The organism is Ruegeria sp. CDSC079, from assembly GCF_059610505.1.
The window spans coordinates 1-19,358 of sequence record NZ_JBXWNT010000014.1; the positions used below are offsets into that span (position 1 = coordinate 1).

A 19,358-nucleotide genomic window follows, 5' to 3' on the forward strand; every position below is an offset into this window, starting at 1 on the left:
GCGTCCGGCCGTCTCTCCAACCCGTCCCACCGTCTCTCCAGTGTGTCACAAGCGCCTCAGCAGCGCCGGTGAAGGGGTATTTACGGATTAGGTATGGGACCTGCAACCCCCAATCTGAAAAAACTTTGCATTTCTTAACAGAAACTTCTCTATGTTAATGAAAACAACAAGTTAGCTTAACAATTCTCTCTTCCGAACCGGTAACGGACCGCACAGAACGGGGGAAAGAACAGCCCTTGGGCGGAATCGTACCCAATGCTGGGTATGCGCCCGGAACCGGGGCAAACAAAACGCCGCCCGAGTCTCCTCGGACGGCGCAAATTCTGCGAAGGTCGCAGGCTTACTTCAGATCGAACCTGTCTGCATTCATGACCTTGTTCCAGGCCGAGACGAAGTCGCAGACAAATTTGCCTTCTGCGCCTGCCTGACCGTAAACCTCGACCAGAGCCCGCAGTTGCGAGTTGGAGCCGAAGACCAGATCGACGCGAGTACCGGTCCACTTGACCTCACCGCTGGCGCGGTCCCGACCTTCATAGACGCCTTTGCCCGAGGGCTTCCACTCGGTGCCCATGTCCAGCAGGTTGGTGAAGAAGTCGGTGCTGAGCGTGCCAACGCGGTCGGTCAACACACCATGCTTGGTGTCACCGAAGTTGGCTCCGATCACGCGCAGACCGCCAACCAATGCGGTCATTTCCGGCGCCGACAGGGTCAGCAGCTGGGCCTTGTCGACCAGAAGCTCTTCGGGTGAAACCGAATAATCCGTCTTCTGATAGTTGCGGAAGCCGTCGGCCTCGGGCTCGAGCACGGCAAAGCTGTCCACATCGGTCTGATCTTGCGTCGCATCGGTGCGGCCAGGTGTGAACGGAACCTCAACCTCCTGACCACCGGCCTTGGCGGCCTGTTCGACACCCACATTACCAGCCAGAACGATCACGTCGGCCAGAGACACTTTCTTGCCCCCGGATTGTGCGCCGTTGAACGCCGCCTGAACGCCCTCAAGCGCGGTCAGTGCCTTGGCCAGCTTCATCGGTTCGTTCGCGTCCCAGTCTTTCTGCGGAGCAAGACGGATACGTGCGCCATTGGCACCGCCGCGCTTGTCCGAGCCGCGGAAGGTCGAGGCCGAAGCCCATGCGGTCGAAACCAGCTCGGACACCGAGAGGCCTGTGGCCGCGATCTTAGCCTTCAGCTCGGCCACATCCGCGTCACCGATCAGCTCGTGATCCACGGCGGGGACATTGTCTTGCCACAGCAGTTCCTCGGCCGGAGATTCCTCGCCGATGTAATTCGAGCGCGGGCCCATGTCGCGGTGGGTCAGTTTGAACCATGCACGGGCGAAAGCGTCAGCGAATTCTTCCGGGTTCTCGTGAAAACGCTTTGAGATCGGACCATAGATCGGGTCCATGCGCATCGCCATGTCGGCGGTGGTCATCATGGTTTTGACCTTCTTCGACGCGTCATGCGCCGCCGGGGCCATGTCTTCTTCTTTGACATTCACCGGTTCCCAAATCCACGCGCCCGAAGGGCTTTTGGTCAGGTTCCAGTCATATCCGAACAGCAGGTCGAAATAGCCGTTATCCCATTGGATCGGATTTGCGGTCCAGGCGCCCTCTACCCCTGAAGTGGTGGTATCGTCACCCTTGCCGGACCCAAACTTGTTGATCCAACCAAAGCCCATCTCTTCGATCGGGGCGGCTTCGGGTTCGGGGCCGACCAGATCGGGATCACCCGCGCCATGCGCCTTGCCGAAGGTGTGACCACCAGCAACCAGAGCAACGGTTTCCTCGTCATTCATTGCCATCCGGCCAAAGGTGTCGCGGATGTCACGACCCGAAGCCAGAACGTTGGGCTCTCCGTCCGGACCTTCAGGGTTTACATAGATCAGGCCCATCTGCACTGCGGCCAGAGGGTTTTCCAGATCGCGCTCACCGGAATACCGGCTCTGCGGATTGTCGGTCGGGGCCAGCCATTCTGTCTCGGTTCCCCAATAGATGTCTTCTTCGGGGGCCCAGATATCGGCACGGCCGCCGGCAAAACCAAAGGTTTTGCCACCCATGGATTCGATGGCGCAGTTACCTGCCAGGATCATCAGGTCAGCCCAGGAAATCTGGTTTCCGTATTTTTGTTTGATCGGCCACAGCAGACGACGCGCCTTGTCGAGGTTACCGTTGTCCGGCCAACTGTTGAGCGGCGCAAAACGCTGGTTCCCGGTCGAGGCCCCGCCACGGCCATCTGCCGTCCGGTAGGTGCCTGCACTATGCCAGGCCATCCGAATGAACAGACCGCCGTAATGGCCATAATCCGCCGGCCACCACTCCTGTGAATCGGTCATCAGCGCATATAGGTCTTCTTTCAGCGCCTTCATATCCAGCTTTTTGAACTCTTCGGCATAGTCGAAATCCGAACCAAGAGGATTCGAAGCTGCTCCGTGCTGGTGCAGGATCGACAGGTTTAGCTGGTTCGGCCACCAATCCCGGTTGGAACGGGTTCCAGCGCCGTGCATCACAGGGCATCCGCCTGCTTTGGGGTTATCACTTCCGTCCATATCGGTCTCCAATCCTAGCTAATATCCGGCGATCTTGCGCAGTGAAATTCGTGGTAATCAAGAACACAGATTCAAGACTCGTCTTCCCCATCCAAATACACTGAGCATCTGGCAAGGGTATCGGTATTCCTGAAGTCCTGACCTAGTCAGAAATAGCAAATTGCATTCATGCATAAAAGTTTTGTTTAATGATGAAAACCATAGGAAATAATTATGAGGAGAACATCCCCGGATCCCGCGCAATGGGAGCAGTTTTCAAATCCCTGAATAACCTTGGGTCACATACAGACCACAGCCCTTGTTTTTCATCCGTATGCGACCACTGTCTTTATGAACGACACGAGCGCGGGTTCTTTTGTTCGGATCCGCGCCTAATACAGATTGACCGGCGTATTTGACTGCCGGTTCCGAAAATTTTTGGAGTCTGAATGCAATTTGACTATGTAATTGTCGGCGCAGGATCCGCCGGTTCGGTTCTTGCCGGTCGTCTGAGCGAAGATCCTGGAATACGTGTCTGCCTTCTTGAAGCCGGAAACGGCGGCAACGGCATGCTTACCAGATTGCCCGCGGCAACAGTGGCCTCGCTGCCGGGGCGGCCGAAAATCAACAACTGGGCATTTGAAACCGTGGCCCAACCGGGGCTGAACGGCCGCAAAGGATATCAGCCGCGCGGCAAGACGGTGGGCGGGTCCAGCGCGATTAACGCAATGTTGTACGTCCGGGGTCAGCGTCAGGACTATGATGGCTGGGCTGAACTGGGCTGTGCCGGTTGGGACTGGGACAGCGTCCTTCCCTATTTCAAGATGTCCGAACATAACGAAGATGGCGCCGACGACCATCACGGCGACAGCGGCCCTCTGCACGTGTCAAACCAGAAACAGCCGCGCCCGATCACACTTGCCTTTATCGAGGCCGCCGAACAGATGCAGCACCGCCGAAGCCGGGACTTCAACCGGGGCGATAACGAGGGCGTTGGTCTGTATCAGGTCACACAGTTTCACGACCCCTCGAAGAATGGCGAGCGATGCTCGGCAGCGGCGGCCTATGTCTTTCCGGTCATGGACCGCCCGAACCTGACGGTCATTACCGACGCCCATGCCAAAGAGCTGACCTTTGAAGGAAAGCGGGCCACCGGTGTGGTATACAGGAAAAAGGCCAAAGGTGCGGATATCACCGTCTCCGCCAGACGCGAGGTTCTGGTTTGCGCCGGTGCACTTCAAACTCCGCAGTTGTTGCAGCTATCCGGGATTGGTGCCGCTGATGATCTGGTCAAACATGGGATCGAGGTGCGGCACGACCTGCCGGGCGTTGGCAAGAACCTGCAGGACCATCTGGATTTTACGCTGCTCTATAAAACCCGGGACACCAACACATTCGGCATCGGTGCCGCTGCCGCATTGAATTTGGCAGGGCATATTTGGCGCTGGCGTAAGACCGGTAAGTCGATGGCGGCCACGCCATTTGCCGAGGGCGCCGCGTTTCTGAAAACCTCCCCGGATTTGGATCGCCCCGACATCCAGCTGCACTTCGTCATTTCCTTGGCCGATGATCATGCAAGGAAGCTGCATTATGGCTATGGGTTCGGCTGCCATGTGTGCAAATTGCGCCCCGAAAGCCGTGGCACGGTCGGGCTGCACAGCGCCGATCCCTTTGCCGCTCCGGCCATTGATCCGGCTTACCTGTCCGATGACCGCGATCTGGACACGCTGATCAAGGGCGCGCGTATGACCAAGGACATTCTGCACGCACCGGCCTTCAGTAAATTCCGGCACAAAGCGATGTACGGCATGGATGACGCTCAAACCGATGCGGATTGGGAGCACCATATTCGCGCTCGCGCCGATACGATCTATCACCCGGTCGGAACCTGCAAAATGGGTGTGGATACGATGGCCGTGGTTGACCCCGAACTGCGCGTGCGCGGGATCGAGGGTCTGCGCGTGGTCGATGCATCGGTCATGCCGACTCTGGTCTCGGGAAACACCAACGCCCCAACCATCATGATCGCCGAGAAAGCCGCGGACCTGATCAAAGCCACCGCCCGATAAGGGCTCAGCCGTCCTTCATCAGGGCCTGCAGTCCAGCGCGGTAATCCGGATACAAAAGCCGGATACCCAGTTCATCCTTGATCCGGTCATTCCTGACCCGCTTGTTTTCATTATAGAAACTTCGGGCCATCGGGGACATATCGGCCTGGTCGAACGGAACCGCAGCGGGCAGAGGCAGGCCTTGCAGTTCAGCCGCATAGGCGATGACATCCTGTGGCGGCACCGGCTCATCGTCACAGACATTGTAAATCGCACCCGGGTTCGGCGATGCCATCGACGCCGCAAGCACCTGCGCGATGTCCGCTACATGGATGCGCGAGAACACCTGCCCCGGTTTGATTATGCGGCGCATTCCCACCCGTTTAAGTTTGGAAAATGGGCCGCGCCCGGGGCCATATATCCCGGCAAGGCGAAAGATGTGGACGGGCAGGCCCGGAATGTCTTGCCATTGTGTCTCGGCCCGGACGCGCCACCTGCCGCGCTCGGCCATTGGTGAAGGAAGGGTCGCCTCGTCCACCCACCCGCCTTCGTGGTCCCCATAGACTGCGGTTGTGGAAAGGTATCCGACCCAATCGAACTGACCTGCGCGGTCAGCGATTTCGTCGCCAAGCGCCGCCAGCACCGGATCTCCGCCCGCATTCGGCGCGGTCGAAATCAACAGATGTGTTACCCCGTCCAAATTAACCTTCTGACCGGGCCAGATCACCGGTTCGGCACCGGATGCCCGGACCGCACCCGATTGCGCCGGATCGCGCGTAGTTCCGAATATGCGCCAACCCGCCGGTTCAAGATGCCGCGACAGGGCCTGCGCCGAATATCCGTGACCGAATGAAAAGAGTGTCTTAACCATATCCTTCTTGATGATCGCCAATGGTCCAAGATGCAAGCACCCGCCACTGGATACTTGATTCGAATCCCCACATACGCCTTTCATGAGTCATGAGTACAAAATCGCCCGACCTGCATGCAGCTTATGCGCTAGACAGCCCCGAGGACCACAAACGGCTTTATGCCGAATGGGCCGGCGACTATGATGACGGTTTTGCGGCGCGCGAGGACTATCAGTTGCATATCCACACCGCCCGCGCCTTTGTCAGCGCCGGGGGACAGGGTCCGGTTTTGGATGTCGGTGCAGGCACCGGGCTTTGCGGTGCGGTACTGGCCGGGTTGGGCGTTGGTCCGATCGACGCCACCGATATCAGCGCCGAGATGCTGGATCAGGCCCTGCGCAAAGACATCTACCGCGACGCGATTGAGGCTGACCTGAACCAGGGCATCCCGGTGCCGCGCGACAGCTATTCGGGCATTGTGTCCTCGGGCACATTTACCCATGGCCATCTCGGCCCCGAGGCCCTGCCCGCGCTGTTGAACGTGGCCCGGACAGGCGCGCAATTCGCTCTGTCGATTAACGCGAAACACTACGAATCTCTGGGATTTGCTGACGCACTGCACCAGCTCGCCCATGGGCAGATACAAAACCTGTCCCTGCCCGAAGTTCGAATCTACGGCGACCTGTCTGCCGGGCCCAACCGGGACGATACCGCCCTTATCGCAATGTTCGAGAAGATCTGAACCCGCTCAGCGCCCTTTCCAGACCGGGTCGCGTTTCTCGGCAAAGGCGCGCGCGCCTTCGAGGTTGTCTTCAGAACCATATAGAATGTCCACCGTCGGCAACTGCCGCCCGGTGATCCGGTTCATGGCATCCTGAAACTTGGAATCTTCGGCGTCGCGCACGATCTCTTTGATCGCCGCGTAAACCAGCGGGGGGCCGCTGGCCAACAAACGGGCCAGTTCCCATGCCCGGTCTAAAAGCTGATCACCTGGGACGATCTCGTTGATCAGGCCCCACCCTTTTGCCTCAACCGGATCGAACCAGCGGCCAGTCAGCAGCAGTTCCATCGCGATATGGTAGGGGATGCGTTTTGGCAGCTTTACACTGGCCGCATCAGCCACGGTGCCCGACCGGATTTCGGGCAGGGCAAAGCTGGCATGCTCTGCAGCGATGATCATATCCGCACTCAGCGCCAGTTCCAGCCCGCCACCACAGGCAATCCCGTTCACCGCAGCGATGACAGGCTTGTTCATATCCCGCAGTTCCTGCAGCCCGCCAAAACCGCCGACTCCATAATCCCCGTCCACGGCGTCTCCGTCCGCGGCGGCCTTGAGGTCCCACCCCGGGCAAAAGAACTTTTCGCCACCACCGGTCAGGATGGCCACGCGCAACTCTGGATCATCGCGGAATTCGCGGAACACTTCACCCATGATTCGGCTGGTGGCCAGATCAATGGCATTTGCCTTGGGTCGGTCCAGAGTGACCTGCAGAATCGCGCCATCGCGCTTGGTTTTAACCGGGTTCATATACGTGCCTTTCGGATCAGAGCATCCACGGCCACAGCGCCATCGGGATTGCAGATGAGTGGATTGATTTCAACTTCGCTGACATGGGCTGCATTGGCAATAACATAGGCTTGCACAGCCTCGGCTGCATTCAGGATCGCCTCGGTATCCGCCGCCGGTTTACCGCGATACCCCGCCAGCAACGGCGCACAGTTCAGCTTGCCCAGCGCCTGACGGACCGCGTCCCGGGATGACGGGATCAGCACTGAAACACTGTCGCGCAGAATTTCGGTCAGCACGCCTCCAGCCCCTAGCGTCAGAACATAGCCATGGGCCGGATCACGGGTGACGCCGATCAATAACTCGGCAACACCGCCTTGGGCCATCTCTTCGATCAGAACTTCGTCGGTTCCAAGCTCGGTCGCAACCGCGCTCAGATCGTCCAAGCCGACGCCAAGGCGCACCGCACCGTGTTCGGATTTATGCGCAAGCCCGACGCCCTTGACCGCGAATGGAGCCGTCAGATTCGATGCAGCATGCGCAGCCTTGTCCGGACGCGTCACTACGGATTGAGGAATCCGCAGACCATGATCTGCCAGCGCCCGTTTGGCCTCTGCTTCGGTCAAGACATGGTTTGCCTCAGCCTGCGAGGGCAACAGTACCGGATCAGCCGGTGCCGCAACCGGCCGCGCGGCGGCCTCAACCGCAGCCAAGGCTTCATGCAGACCGGCAAAAGGCACCACACCGCCGACCAGCAGGCGCTGCGCCACTTCCTCTGGCAAAAGTTCTGGTAGGGTCGCGGCAACGGCAAAAGGTCGCCCGGTTTGGGCGGCGCAGTTCAACGCCGCTTGGGTGGCACATTCCCAATCCGATGCGTCGGTATGAGGATAGTCGACAATCGCAATGGTAATGGCTTGTTCCGGCCCGGTCATCGCCGACCACGCGCGGGTCATCGCTTCGGTATCGCGCCATATATAGGTGTGGTAGTCTAGCGGGTTCGCCAACGCCACCATTGGGCCCAAAGCCGCCCGCAGGTCAGTTTTCTGTGCCTCGGTCAAGGGGGGGAAATGCAGATCACGCCCCTCTGACATATCGGCGGCGAGGCTGGCCTCACCACCCGAGCAGCTGATCGTGCTCAACCCGGTGCCGTCCAACCGACCCGTGACATGCAACAGCTTGAGGCATTCCAAAAAGCTGGGAATGTCGTCCAGCCGGGCGATTCCCAACCGGTCCAGAAACGCCTGCGCGCCCGCATCACCACCTGCCAAAGACGCGGTATGCGAAATCGTCGCCGCCTGCGCATGGGAGGAGCGGCCCATCTTCAGGGCAACAACCGGAATGCCCCGGCTGCGTGCCTTGTCGGCCAAAGCCTCCCATTTTCGCAGATCGCCAAACCCCTCGATATGAACACCGATAGCGGTGATCCGGTCGTCGTCCAGAAGTGTTGAGGCAACGTCAGCCTGATGTGTCTGCGCCTGATTCCCGCAGGTCAGCATGAACGCCAGCGGCAGGGCCCGGCGTTGCATGGTCATGTTGATTGCAATATTCGAACTTTGCGTCAGGATCGCTACGCCTCGTTCCACCGGTTGCATCCCATGCTGATCCGGCCAGACTGCGACTTGATCCAGCCCGTTGACGAAACCATAGCAGTTGGGACCCAGAACAGGCATTTCCCCGGCGGCTGCTATCAACTGGTCCTGCAGATCCGCGCCCAAATCATCCTCGGCTCGCGCCTCGGTGAACCCCGACGCGAAACAAACCGCACCCCCTGCCCCGATCGCTGCCAGCGCCTGAACCGCCTCGATTGTTGCATGACGATTGATGCCCACAAAGGCCACATCCGGGGCCGTGGGCAAATCCTCGAGCCGCGCAAAAGCGCGCTCTCCGGCCACCTCAGAGGCTTTGGGATGGACCGGCCAGATATCGCCCTGAAACCCGAACTTGCGCGCCTGTTGAATGACTGACGCGCACCAAGCCCCACCACCGATCACGGCAATGGAGCTTGGGTTCAACGCCCGTGCCAGCGCCGTTGTCATGCGCCAAGTGCCCGCAACAGCTCACGACTGATGATGTGACGCTGAATCTCGCTGGTACCGTCCCAGATGCGTTCGACGCGCGCATCGCGCCAGAACCGTTCCAGCGGGTAATCGTCCATCAGCCCCATGCCGCCATGCACCTGAATCGCGGCATCGGTCACCCGCGACAGCATCTCGGAGGCGTAAAGCTTGGCCGAGGCAATCTCGCGGTTTGCAGGCAGCCCTTTGTCCAGCCGGTCGGCCGCTGCCAGCGTCAACAGGTCAGCGGCATCGATTTCGGTGATCATATCGGCGATCTGGAATGACACGCCCTGGAACTTGCCGATTTTCTGACCGAATTGTTCACGCGTGGCTGCATAGTCCAGCGCATAGTCAAAGGCGCGACGTGCGCGTCCGACCGACATGGTCGCCACGGTGATGCGGGTGGCATATAGCCAGGTATTCATCACCTCGAACCCGCCATCGACCTCGCCCAACACCTGACTGTCGGGCAGGCGACAATCGTCAAAATCCAGGACCATGTTCTTATAGCCCCGGTGGCTGACCGATTTATACCCGTCCCGGATGGTGAATCCCGGCGTGCCGCGATCCACAAGAAAGGCTGTGATCCGTTTCTTTGGACCTTTTGGCGTCTGATCTTCACCCGTCGCGATGAAAACGATGATGAAATCGGCATGCTCCGCGCCCGAGATGAAATGTTTGGTCCCGTTGACGACCCAATCTCCGCCGTCTCGAACTGCGGCACATTTCATACCACGCACATCCGAACCTGCACCTGGTTCGGTCATCGCCAGTGCATCCATCCTTTCGCCCCGAACTGCGGGCATCAGATAGCGTTCGACTTGCTCGCCCTCGCAGGCCATCAGGATGTTTTGCGGACGGCCAAAGAAGTGGTTCAAGGCCATCGATCCCCGACCCAGTTCGCGCTCGACCAGTGCAAATTCCCGATGGTTCAGCCCGGCACATCCGACGCTTTCGGGAAAATTGCAGGCATAGAAACCCAATTCAATTGTCTTGCGCTTGATCTCATCCGCTATTTCCTGCGGAACCTCGCCGGTACGTTCAACCAGCTCTTCATGTGGATAGATCTCTTTCTCGACGAAACTGCGAACAGTCGCGGCGATCATCTCTTGCTCGTCGGTCAGGCCATATTGCATCTGCGGTCTCCACATCTGGGGCTTGCGATATCGTGGCCCGGGTTGCAAAGTTCATCGTGCAGAAATAGACGTTAACCATGCGAAAATGGACAAAATCGCCTGCCGCGATGCAGCAATTCGGGGTTCTGCTTTTTGATGGGTTTTCAAACCATTGCCTTGCCAACACCGTCGAACCCCTGCGCGCGGCCAATTCGCTGGCTGGACGAAAACTGTATGACTGGGAATTCCTGTCGCTGACAGAAGGGCCGGTCACATCATCCTCGGGGTTGCAGGTTACGCCGCACGCAAGACTGCAATCTGCCCGCGGCGGTACATTGATGGTGATGCCATCATATGGGTTTCGCGCGCATGGCGGCTGGCCGACGCTGACCGGATTGCGATCCGCCGCAAATCGCTATGACGTTCTGGCTGGGCTGGATACTGGAAGCTGGCTGCTGGCGCTGGCCGGACTGCTGGACGGGTATCGCGCCACCATCCATTGGGAAGAGCTGACCGGCTTTACCGAGCGGTTCCCCGAGATCGACGCCCGGCGCGAGCGGTATGTCCTAGACCGGAATCGCATTACCTGTTCCGGCGCCATGGCAGCTTTTGATCTTGTGTTGCATCTTATCGGTCATGACCACGGGCAGGCACTGGCACTGGAAGTCGCGCAGTTGTTCATGACCCGCGATTCCGCTCGGTCGCATTCCGGAGGGGTCGGGGCAACCAGTGGGTATGTGAACAAGGCCTTGGCATTGATGCAGGAAAATCTTGAAACCCCGCTGCCCATTACGGATATCGCCCGACAGGTCGGGCGCTCACACAAGGCATTGTCGACACGAATGCAGGCCGAACTGGGTGCGGGTCCGGCTCAGGTCTATCGCCGCTTGCGCCTGAATTTGGCGCGGAAGCTGGTGGCAGAAACCGACCTGACTGTCAGCGAGATCGCCCTGCGGGCCGGATACGACGATCCCAGCGCCATGACCCGCGCCTTCCGGGCCGAATTCGGGATCACCCCCCGTGCCCTACGGGTCGACTAGGTATACATCTGCTTTTTATAAGCCCGCGTCCGCGTCGTCGCCTCGGCAGAACCGTCATGATAAGTGCCAAACCACTTGTCGAACGGAATCTCGGAGGTGCCGTAGTTGCACTCGAAATACCGGTGATGCAGCTGGTGGAAAAAGTCGCCCGCACGGGCGGCCTCGGTCTCTCCGGCTTTCAGCTTTTCGAACCCGGAATGGGACAGCACAGGGCTGACCTGCTGGAAATAGGCGTGGAACAAGAGATGCATTGGATGCGACGGCACGACCAGATGAATGAAATAAGTGGTGAAGTACAACAGGTTCTCAAACCAGTGGTTTGATATTCCTGACCACGGCCCGATATTAACGTTCCGGTGGTGCACGGCATGGACGTGTTTGTAGAGTTTCGGGTGATGCTCTAGTCGATGCACCCAATAGAAATGCAGCCCCGACCACATGGGGATGAGCAACATCCAGACCACAAACCAGACCGGCGCGGTGGACCATGTGACCGTGGGCACATAGCCATTGGCCATCGCCCAATAGATCCCCCATTGGTAAATCGTGGCGACACTCATGGCGCTGCCCAGGGTCCACCAGATATTGTCCCAGACCTGATTGCGAAAAGTGAAGGTCCCGTTGTCCCGGGTCAGATCCCGGCGGTCGAACTTCTTGTACATGCCCTGCCCTTTGCGCATGTACAGCCACCAATGCAGCCCGCCCGCGACCAGAATCTGAGGCACCATGTTCAGCAACCAGATTCGGAACATCCAGCCGGGCTGAAAGGTCTTCATCGTCTCTAAACCCAGGAAAAACAGCACATAGACCGTTGCAGCAAGCCCCATGCACAGCGTCAGAGAAGTAATTTGCAGCCACGCGCCACCATACCACCTCAACACCGCTGATGGGCGGGGTGGCCAGTTGAACAACGGGTTCAAGGCCACCGGCCCCTGAGGGTGATAGTGCCAGCGGGCTGCTTCGGGATTTTGATCAGAATCCGTCATCTGGGTATCTCGTCAGCTTGCGTAATCCGAGCCTTCAGCATCCAACAGCGCTTTGATCTCACGCAGATGTGCCTCGGCCTGATCGGGATAATCTTCCAACTCCTGCGCGGTCTTTTCCGCAATCTCGTCTGACAAAACGCGCAGGGGTTGGCCCGTCTGTAAGGCACGGATATACGTTTCAGCAGCGCGTTCGAAATAATAGAGTCTATTAAAGGCATCTGCCGGGTTACTACCCAAAATCAAAACCCCATGATTACCCATGATCATGACTTTCTTTTTTGGGTCTGCCAGCATGGTTGCGCAACGTTCCCCCTCGCTTTCGAAAGCAAGTCCACCAAATTCGTGATCGACCACATAACGGTTGTAAAACGTAGTGGTGTTCTGATCGATCGGCGGCAATGTGCTGTCGGCCAACGAGGCCAGAACCGTGGCAAAGATGGAATGCACATGCATTACACAGCGGGCATGAGGACAGTGCCGGTGAATCGAACCATGCAGGCCCCATGCAGTTGGATCCGGTGCGCCGGGTTGGGTCATGACATCAGCGTCTTTGGCATCCAGAAAAAGCAGGTTCGATGCTTTTACTCGTGCAAAATGCATCTGATTGGCGTTCATCAAGAATTGTGTGCCGTCCTGATTCACCGCCAAGCTAAAATGGTTTGCGACCCCTTCGTGCATATTCAGACGTTCAGCCCATCGAAATGTAGCCGCCAGATCCACACGTTCAGGCCAATGGTCAATATTGGGGCGCAAGCTGGCAACGCTCATTTCCGTCTCCTGTCAGCGGATTGCTTGATTGGAAAATCGTGCCCGCAGTAGAAAAAATTGACCAACGAAAAAATCGCGCCTATTTCATAAGCTGAACTAATGGCCAGGTTATGCCCATGCAAAAACAGCTGCCCCCGTTGGGTTGGCTTCGGACTTTCGAGGCCGCGGCCCGCCACTTGTCCTTTACCGCGGCAGCGCGCGATCTAAACATGACACAAAGCGCTGTCAGCCAGCAAATCAAGTCGCTTGAGGCCTATCTTGGCCAACCGCTTTTCCTGCGCCGTCCCCGCGCACTTGAACTGACCGGGGCCGGGATCAGCTATCTCCCTGTCGTGCGTGAGGCATTTCGCACATTACTGCGCGGAACGCGGGCCGTGACCGGGGCCCAGCAGAACGCGGTGCAGGTACAATGCAACATCACTTTTGCGGTCAACTGGCTGGCCCCCCGCCTTCCAATGTTTCAGGCTGAACACCCGTCTGTACAGCTGAACATATTCACCGAGTTGTGGGAGCCCCGGGAAATGGCGGAGGGGGCTGCGGTAGAAATTCGGTTTTCGCTCAGACCTTCGGACACGGTGCGAACCGAACTACTGCGATCCGATCATTATTATCCGGTTTGCGCGCCTGGCTATGAGGTTTCGCTGGATACACTACAGCGAACCCCCTTGTATGACTGCTCAAACCTGCTGTCGAATTGGCAGAATTGGATCGAAGATCAGGGTCTAATTTGGGAAAATCCTCCGATCACATATTCCACCACCTATCTGGTCAGCCTGTCGGTTGCGATGGCCGGGGGCGGCTTGTGCCTGACGCATGACACAATCGCGCGCGACTTGATTGATGAAGGTCGATTGGTTGCACCATTCGAATATCGCGCGGTTGTGCCAGAGGCTTATTACCTGTTGCTGTCGCCTCAGGCAGAAGAGTCACCAGGAGCGATTGCCTTTGCCGAATGGGTCCGGCGCGAGATTGCGAAAACGTTCCCTGGCTAGGCCGTGGCTCTCCTGCCTAGCATAGCGGCTCTTAAGGGACCTTCACGGGGCTAGGCACAACAGCGCTGACGCGCTGCATGACGGAATCATGATAACTGCCGAGCAGGGGTTGCACCTTTCCGTGCGTTCGGGAAAGTTGGGCCATGGAATTCACACCTTTCCCAAGCTGGCCCGATACCGCCCCCCGTTTGATCGCTGTCGCCGCAGGGCGTCAAGCCGCTGACCTTGTTGTCCGCTGCGGGATCTGGGTTAACGTGCACAGCCGCGAAGCCCTGCCCGATCATGACATCGCGATTGTCGATGGACGTATCGCCTATGTTGGCCCCGATGCTTCGCACTGCGTCGGCCCGAACACCAGGATCATCGAGGCAGAGGGGCGGTATATGCTGCCCGGCCTGTGCGACGGGCATATGCATATCGAATCAGGAATGCTGACCCCGGCCGAATTTGCGGGGGCCGTTATCCCTCATGGCACGACAAGCATGTTCACTGACCCGCACGAAATAGCCAACGTGCTGGGCCTGGACGGCGTTCGTATGATGCATGACGAGGCGCTGATGCAGCCCGTTAACATTTTCACCCAGATGCCTTCTTGCGCGCCATCGGCGCCAGGGCTTGAGACCACCGGTTATGAGATCACCCCCGAAGACGTGGCCGAGGCGATGAACTGGCCGGGCATCATCGGACTGGGCGAGATGATGAATTTCCCAGGCGTCATTCATGGCGATCCCAAGATGCTGGCCGAGATTGCCGCGACCCAACGGGCAGGGAAAACCGTTGGCGGGCACTATGCTTCGCCTGATTTAGGGCCTGATTTCGCAGCTTATGTCGCAGGCGGCCCTGCCGACGACCACGAAGGCACCTGCGAGGCCGATGCCATCGCGCGGGTGCGTCAAGGGATGCGGTCGATGATGCGATTGGGATCGGCCTGGTATGACGTGGAAACTCAGATCACCGCCATCACCGAAAAAGGGCTGGATCCGCGCAACTTCATCCTGTGCACGGATGATTGCCATTCTGGTACCCTGGTCAATGAAGGGCATATGAACCGCGTGGTGCGCCATGCGATTGCCTGCGGCTGTGATCCGTTGATCGCGTTGCAGATGGCGACCATCAACACAGCCACGCATTTCGGGTTGGAGCGCGATATCGGCTCGATCACGCCCGGGCGCAGGGCGGATATCATCCTCAGCTCGGACCTGAAGGACCTGCCCATCGAGCTTGTCATAGCGCGCGGCCAAATCGTGGCAGAGGACGGCAAGATCACTGTGGACTGCCCGCATCTGAATTGGCCTGCAGCCGCTCGAAACACCGTGCATCTGGGCCATGCCCTGACCAGCGCGGATTTTCAGATCGAGGCCCCTAAGGGGGCGAACCGCGTTCAGGCCAATGTGATTGGTGTGGTCGAAAACCAGGCCCCGACCAAAGCGTTAAAAGCCGAACTGCCCATCATTGGCGGCCTGGTTGAAGCCGAGGGTGAGGTCTGCCAGATTGCGCTTGTCGAACGCCACCGCGCAACAGGCGGGGTCACAAACGCCTTTGTCTCGGGGTTTGGATATCAGGGGCGCATGGCAATGGCTTCGACCGTTGCCCATGACAGCCACCATATGATTGTTGTTGGGACCGACCGCGAACAGATGGCCCTTGCCGCAAATCGGCTGGCCGAGATCGGCGGTGGCATCACCATTTTCCGAGACGGTGAGGAACTGGCGCTGGTGGAACTGCCCATCGCTGGACTGATGTCTGATAGCCCGGCAGCCGAAGTGGCCGCCGAGGCCGAACAAATGGTTCGGGCGATGCAGGCCTGTGGCTGTAAACTAAACAACGCCTATATGCAGCACTCATTGCTGGCCCTGGTGGTGATCCCGGAATTGCGGATCTCGGATGTCGGGCTGGTGGATGTGCGCAAATTTGAAAAGATCGATCTTTTGGAACCCCTTGCATGACAATAATACGAGCACCTAAGGCCCCCGCGCCCGAGAACTTCACCGATCCCGCAGCCGCGGTCGCAAGGTTGGAAGAACTGTACGAGCAAGCCACCAGCTTCCTGTGCGAGAACTTTGCCAATGTGATCGAGCACGGAGCACCAACTGAACGCTTCAGAGCCTATTACCCGGAAATTCGCATCAAAACCTCCTCCTATGCGCGGGTCGACAGCCGGCTAAGTTTCGGTCACGTCTCGGAACCGGGCATCCACTCGACCACTGTAACGCGGCCAGATCTGTTCCGGTCCTATTTGACCCAACAGATTGCCCTGCTGATCAGAAACCATGACCAGCCGGTCACGATCGGGGCCTCGGACACACCCATTCCGGTTCATTTCGCCGTGGCCAATAATCCTGATCTGATCGTTCCGCATCAGGGCGCCGCCGGATTTACCCTGCGCGATGTATTCGACGTACCGGACCTGACAACCACCCATGACGACATCGTCAATGGCGTCCATGACCACGAGGAAGAAGACGGCCCGCTGTCTTTGTTTACTGCGCAAAGGGTCGACTATTCACTGGCCCGGCTGGCGCATTACACTGCGACTGATCCCAGTCATTTCCAGAACCATGTGCTGTTCACCAACTATCAGTTCTACGTCTCGGAATTCGAAAACTATGCACGCGCGCAGCTGGCCGATCCAGACAGTGGCTATACCAGCTTTGTCTCGACCGGAAATGTCGAGATCACCACCGAAGGCGGAGCGCTGGAACAACCCCTGAAGCTGCCGCAGATGCCGACCTATCACCTAAAGCGGGCGGATGGATCGGGTATCACGCTGGTCAACATCGGTGTCGGTCCGTCGAACGCCAAAACCGCGACCGATCATATCGCCGTGCTACGCCCGCATGCCTGGCTGATGGTTGGCCACTGCGCCGGGCTGCGCAACACACAAGCATTGGGCGATTTTGTTCTGGCCCATGCCTATCTGCGCGAAGACAAGGTTCTGGATGATGACCTGCCAGTCTGGGTGCCGATTCCGCCTTTGGCCGAGGTTCAGGTTGCGCTGGAACAGGCTGTAGCCGAGGTCACCGAGCTGGAAGGTTATGAGCTGAAACGGGTCATGCGCACAGGCACCGTCGCTTCGGTCGATAACCGCAACTGGGAACTGCGCGACCAGTCCGGCCCGGTACAGCGGCTCAGCCAATCACGGGCAATCGCGCTGGATATGGAAAGCGCGACCATTGCCGCCAACGGCTATCGGTTCCGTGTTCCCTATGGCACGTTGCTCTGTGTTTCAGACAAGCCGCTGCACGGCGAATTAAAGCTTCCTGGCATGGCCTCTGCCTTCTATACCACGCAGGTCAGCCGCCATCTCGCGATCGGAATTCGTGCAATGGAGCACCTGAGGGGCATGCCGCTGGAGCGCCTGCACAGCCGGAAATTGCGTTCCTTTGATGAAACGGCCTTTCTCTGAAGCAAAAAAGCAACGAATTCCCCCTATTTTTAGGGTTTTCGACGCTACTATTCGTTGTGTTCACCTACAATATCCCGTTACAGTTACGCGGTGAGGCCCTATTTATCGGGCACGTTAAGGAGACCAAGAAATGGCAAAGCCTATGACAAAGACTCAGCTGGTTGCTGCTCTCGCTGAGGAAATGGGAACCGACAAGAAAGCTGCGAACACTGCGCTGGAGGCCATGACCGGCCTGATCACCCGCGAAGTGTCGGCGGGCGGCGCGGTGACCCTGCCTGGTGTCGGCAAAATCTACTGTCGCGAGCGCCCCGAGCGCATGGTGCGTAACCCTGCCACCGGCGAGCAGTTCAAGAAAGAAGCCGACAAAGTGGTCAAAATGACCATTGCGAAGGCGCTGAAGGACAGCGTGAACGGCTGATCCCAGCTTTCACTGCAAAACGATCAAGGGCCGCCGCTTGGGGGCCCTTTTTCTTTTACCCCCCTATTGAAGCCAGTTTTTTGTAAGGCTTTGGGAGGCCGGCCGTGGTCAGCCTGGTGTTATGCAATCTGAGATCAGCGAAGAATAAATCTAGCGCCGCGCTCATTGGCTGGGTGCGCAACAGGACCGGTGGCCTAAGCTGGCGAATGCCACAAATTCGCGAGGCTGGCCCCGTCACAGAGCAAGAACGGACAATATCCGGTCGACTTTCGGACCAGTAATTTGTTTTGCCGCACTCGCCCCAAAAGAAATTCATTCTAGGCGATGGATATTTTGATTGGCTCATCCGAACCAATTTTTAGTCATGTGTCACCTTTCGAAGCGAGTGAACTGTCTAAAGTTCGGAAAATAAATGATTTCATTAGATATCTTGGCGACCCCGGCAGGATTCGAACCTGCAACCTGCCCCTTAGGAGGGGGCTGCTCTATCCAGTTGAGCCACGGGGCCGCGCAAAACTCTCTGTAGCGTGGTTTTTTCGGGTTGTCATCGGCTTTGAAGGGCAGTTGTAAAATGCGTCCTGTTCACGCTACCATCGGACAAAACAACAACGCAGGTGCACCCCGTGACCACAGAAAACAAACGCCCGCTCACCCTTCGTGATGTTTCTGAAGCGTCCGGAGTGTCTGAGATGACGGTCAGCCGGGTTCTGCGCAATCGGGGTGACGTGTCGGATGCGACCCGCACACGCGTTCTGGCCGCAGCAAAAGAGCTGGGATACGTGCCGAACAAAATCGCTGGTGCGCTTGCCTCAAGCCGGGTGAACCTTGTGGCGGTGATCATCCCGTCGCTGTCGAACATGGTGTTCCCCGAGGTGCTGACCGGGATCAATCAGATTCTTGAGGATACCGAGCTACAGCCAGTGGTCGGCGTCACCGATTATTTGCCCGAAAAAGAGGAAAAAGTCCTGTACGAGATGCTCTCGTGGCGGCCTTCGGGCGTGATCATCGCCGGATTGGAACATACCGATGCCGCACGCGCCATGCTGGATTCGGCGGGGATTCCGGTGGTCGAGATCATGGACACCGATGGTAAGCCGGTGGACGCGATGGTCGGGATTTCCCATCGCCGCGCTGGACGTGAGATGGCACAGGCGATCCTGAAAGCGGGCTATGAACATATCGGCTTTATGGGCACCAAAATGCCCCTGGATCACCGCGCTCGGAAACGGTTCGAAGGCTTTACCGAAGTGCTGGGCAAGCATGGGATCGAGATCGAAGACCGCGAGTTTTATTCCGGGGGCTCGGCCTTGGCCAAAGGCCGCGAGATGACTCAAGCCATGTTGGAACGCTCACCGGATCTGGATTTCCTGTATTATTCCAACGACATGATTGGTGCTGGTGGATTGCTGTATCTGTTGGACCAGGGGATAGACATTCCAGGCCAGATCGGTTTGGCAGGGTTCAACAATGTCGAACTGTTACAGGGCCTGCCGCGCAAGCTGGCCACAATGGATGCATGTCGACACGAGATTGGGCGCAAGGCAGCCGAGATAATCGCCGTTCAGCTTTCCGATCCCACTTCCGAGGTCGAAAACCGCATAACTCTGACCCCCAAGATCAGTTATGGTGATACGCTGAAACGCCGCTGA

At 58.1% G+C, this 19,358-nt stretch carries 15 protein-coding genes and 1 tRNA gene; 8 read left to right on the plus strand and 8 right to left on the minus strand.

Features of this window, described 5'->3' with window-relative positions:
* Positions 1-340 precede the first annotated feature (340 nt).
* Complete coding sequence (gene katG, locus AC2FIC_RS19870; protein WP_496693130.1) at positions 341-2,542, minus strand: catalase/peroxidase HPI; 2,202 nt, start codon at positions 2,540-2,542, stop codon at positions 341-343.
* Between the two features lie 428 nt (positions 2,543-2,970).
* On the opposite strand from katG, the gene AC2FIC_RS19875 reads away from it, so the two are divergent.
* Positions 2,971-4,590: a GMC family oxidoreductase gene (locus tag AC2FIC_RS19875; RefSeq protein WP_496693131.1), complete on the plus strand. Its 1,620-nt coding sequence runs from the start codon at positions 2,971-2,973 to the stop codon at positions 4,588-4,590.
* A gap of 4 nt (positions 4,591-4,594) precedes the next feature.
* Here the strand turns inward: AC2FIC_RS19875 and AC2FIC_RS19880 are convergent, their stop codons facing one another.
* Positions 4,595-5,440, minus strand: coding sequence for an SDR family oxidoreductase (locus AC2FIC_RS19880; protein ID WP_496693132.1), 846 nt, complete (start codon positions 5,438-5,440; stop codon positions 4,595-4,597).
* 89 nt (positions 5,441-5,529) lie between these two features.
* Here AC2FIC_RS19880 and AC2FIC_RS19885 point away from each other — a divergent pair, with 89 nt between their 5' ends.
* Complete coding sequence (locus AC2FIC_RS19885; protein ID WP_496693133.1) at positions 5,530-6,162, plus strand: class I SAM-dependent DNA methyltransferase; 633 nt, start codon at positions 5,530-5,532, stop codon at positions 6,160-6,162.
* 6 nt (positions 6,163-6,168) lie between these two features.
* Here AC2FIC_RS19885 and AC2FIC_RS19890 read toward each other — a convergent pair whose 3' ends face one another.
* Genes AC2FIC_RS19890 through AC2FIC_RS19900 form a run of 3 tightly spaced genes read right to left on the minus strand, consistent with a single transcriptional unit; the run spans position 6,169 to position 10,120 of the window.
* Positions 6,169-6,948: a carnitinyl-CoA dehydratase gene (locus AC2FIC_RS19890; protein WP_281973956.1), complete on the minus strand. Its 780-nt coding sequence runs from the start codon at positions 6,946-6,948 to the stop codon at positions 6,169-6,171.
* Complete coding sequence (locus AC2FIC_RS19895; protein WP_496693134.1) at positions 6,945-8,963, minus strand: acetate--CoA ligase family protein; 2,019 nt, start codon at positions 8,961-8,963, stop codon at positions 6,945-6,947. Before AC2FIC_RS19895 ends, AC2FIC_RS19890 begins: the two co-directional genes overlap by 4 nt.
* Positions 8,960-10,120 carry an acyl-CoA dehydrogenase family protein gene (locus AC2FIC_RS19900; protein ID WP_281973960.1) on the minus strand — a complete coding sequence of 387 codons (1,161 nt, stop codon included), beginning with the start codon at positions 10,118-10,120 and terminating at the stop codon, positions 8,960-8,962. Before AC2FIC_RS19900 ends, AC2FIC_RS19895 begins: the two co-directional genes overlap by 4 nt.
* Before the next feature lie 77 nt (positions 10,121-10,197).
* On the opposite strand from AC2FIC_RS19900, the gene AC2FIC_RS19905 reads away from it, so the two are divergent.
* On the plus strand, positions 10,198-11,139 hold the full coding sequence (locus tag AC2FIC_RS19905; protein ID WP_496693077.1) for a GlxA family transcriptional regulator: 942 nt from the start codon (positions 10,198-10,200) through the stop codon (positions 11,137-11,139).
* Here AC2FIC_RS19905 and AC2FIC_RS19910 read toward each other — a convergent pair.
* Positions 11,136-12,125 (minus strand): sterol desaturase family protein, encoded by a 990-nt coding sequence (locus tag AC2FIC_RS19910; RefSeq protein ID WP_496693078.1) that lies wholly within the window; start codon positions 12,123-12,125, stop codon positions 11,136-11,138. The two genes, AC2FIC_RS19905 and AC2FIC_RS19910, sit on opposite strands and share 4 nt — an antisense overlap.
* Before the next feature lie 12 nt (positions 12,126-12,137).
* Entirely contained in the window at positions 12,138-12,893 is a 756-nt protein-coding gene (locus tag AC2FIC_RS19915; RefSeq protein WP_142637575.1) for a class II aldolase and adducin N-terminal domain-containing protein, read from the minus strand.
* A 116-nt stretch (positions 12,894-13,009) separates the two neighbouring features.
* Here AC2FIC_RS19915 and AC2FIC_RS19920 point away from each other — a divergent pair, with 116 nt between their 5' ends.
* The 4 genes from AC2FIC_RS19920 (at position 13,010) to AC2FIC_RS19935 (ending at position 17,709) form a co-directional block, all read left to right on the plus strand.
* The gene (locus tag AC2FIC_RS19920) at positions 13,010-13,885 is read left to right on the plus strand and encodes a LysR family transcriptional regulator (RefSeq protein WP_496693079.1); all 876 of its coding nucleotides are present in this window, start codon (positions 13,010-13,012) and stop codon (positions 13,883-13,885) included.
* A gap of 143 nt (positions 13,886-14,028) precedes the next feature.
* Positions 14,029-15,831 carry an adenine deaminase gene (gene ade / locus AC2FIC_RS19925; protein WP_496693080.1) on the plus strand — a complete coding sequence of 601 codons (1,803 nt, stop codon included), beginning with the start codon at positions 14,029-14,031 and terminating at the stop codon, positions 15,829-15,831.
* Complete coding sequence (locus tag AC2FIC_RS19930) at positions 15,828-17,291, plus strand: AMP nucleosidase (RefSeq protein WP_496693081.1); 1,464 nt, start codon at positions 15,828-15,830, stop codon at positions 17,289-17,291. The genes ade and AC2FIC_RS19930 overlap by 4 nt, the downstream gene beginning before the upstream one ends.
* A gap of 130 nt (positions 17,292-17,421) precedes the next feature.
* Positions 17,422-17,709, plus strand: coding sequence for an HU family DNA-binding protein (locus AC2FIC_RS19935; protein ID WP_142637567.1), 288 nt, complete (start codon positions 17,422-17,424; stop codon positions 17,707-17,709).
* Positions 17,710-18,140: 431 nt separating this feature from the next.
* Here the strand turns inward: AC2FIC_RS19935 and AC2FIC_RS19940 are convergent.
* Positions 18,141-18,217 (minus strand) — tRNA-Arg (locus AC2FIC_RS19940).
* A 115-nt stretch (positions 18,218-18,332) separates the two neighbouring features.
* Here AC2FIC_RS19940 and AC2FIC_RS19945 point away from each other — a divergent pair.
* Positions 18,333-19,358 carry a LacI family DNA-binding transcriptional regulator gene (locus AC2FIC_RS19945; protein ID WP_142637565.1) on the plus strand — a complete coding sequence of 342 codons (1,026 nt, stop codon included), beginning with the start codon at positions 18,333-18,335 and terminating at the stop codon, positions 19,356-19,358.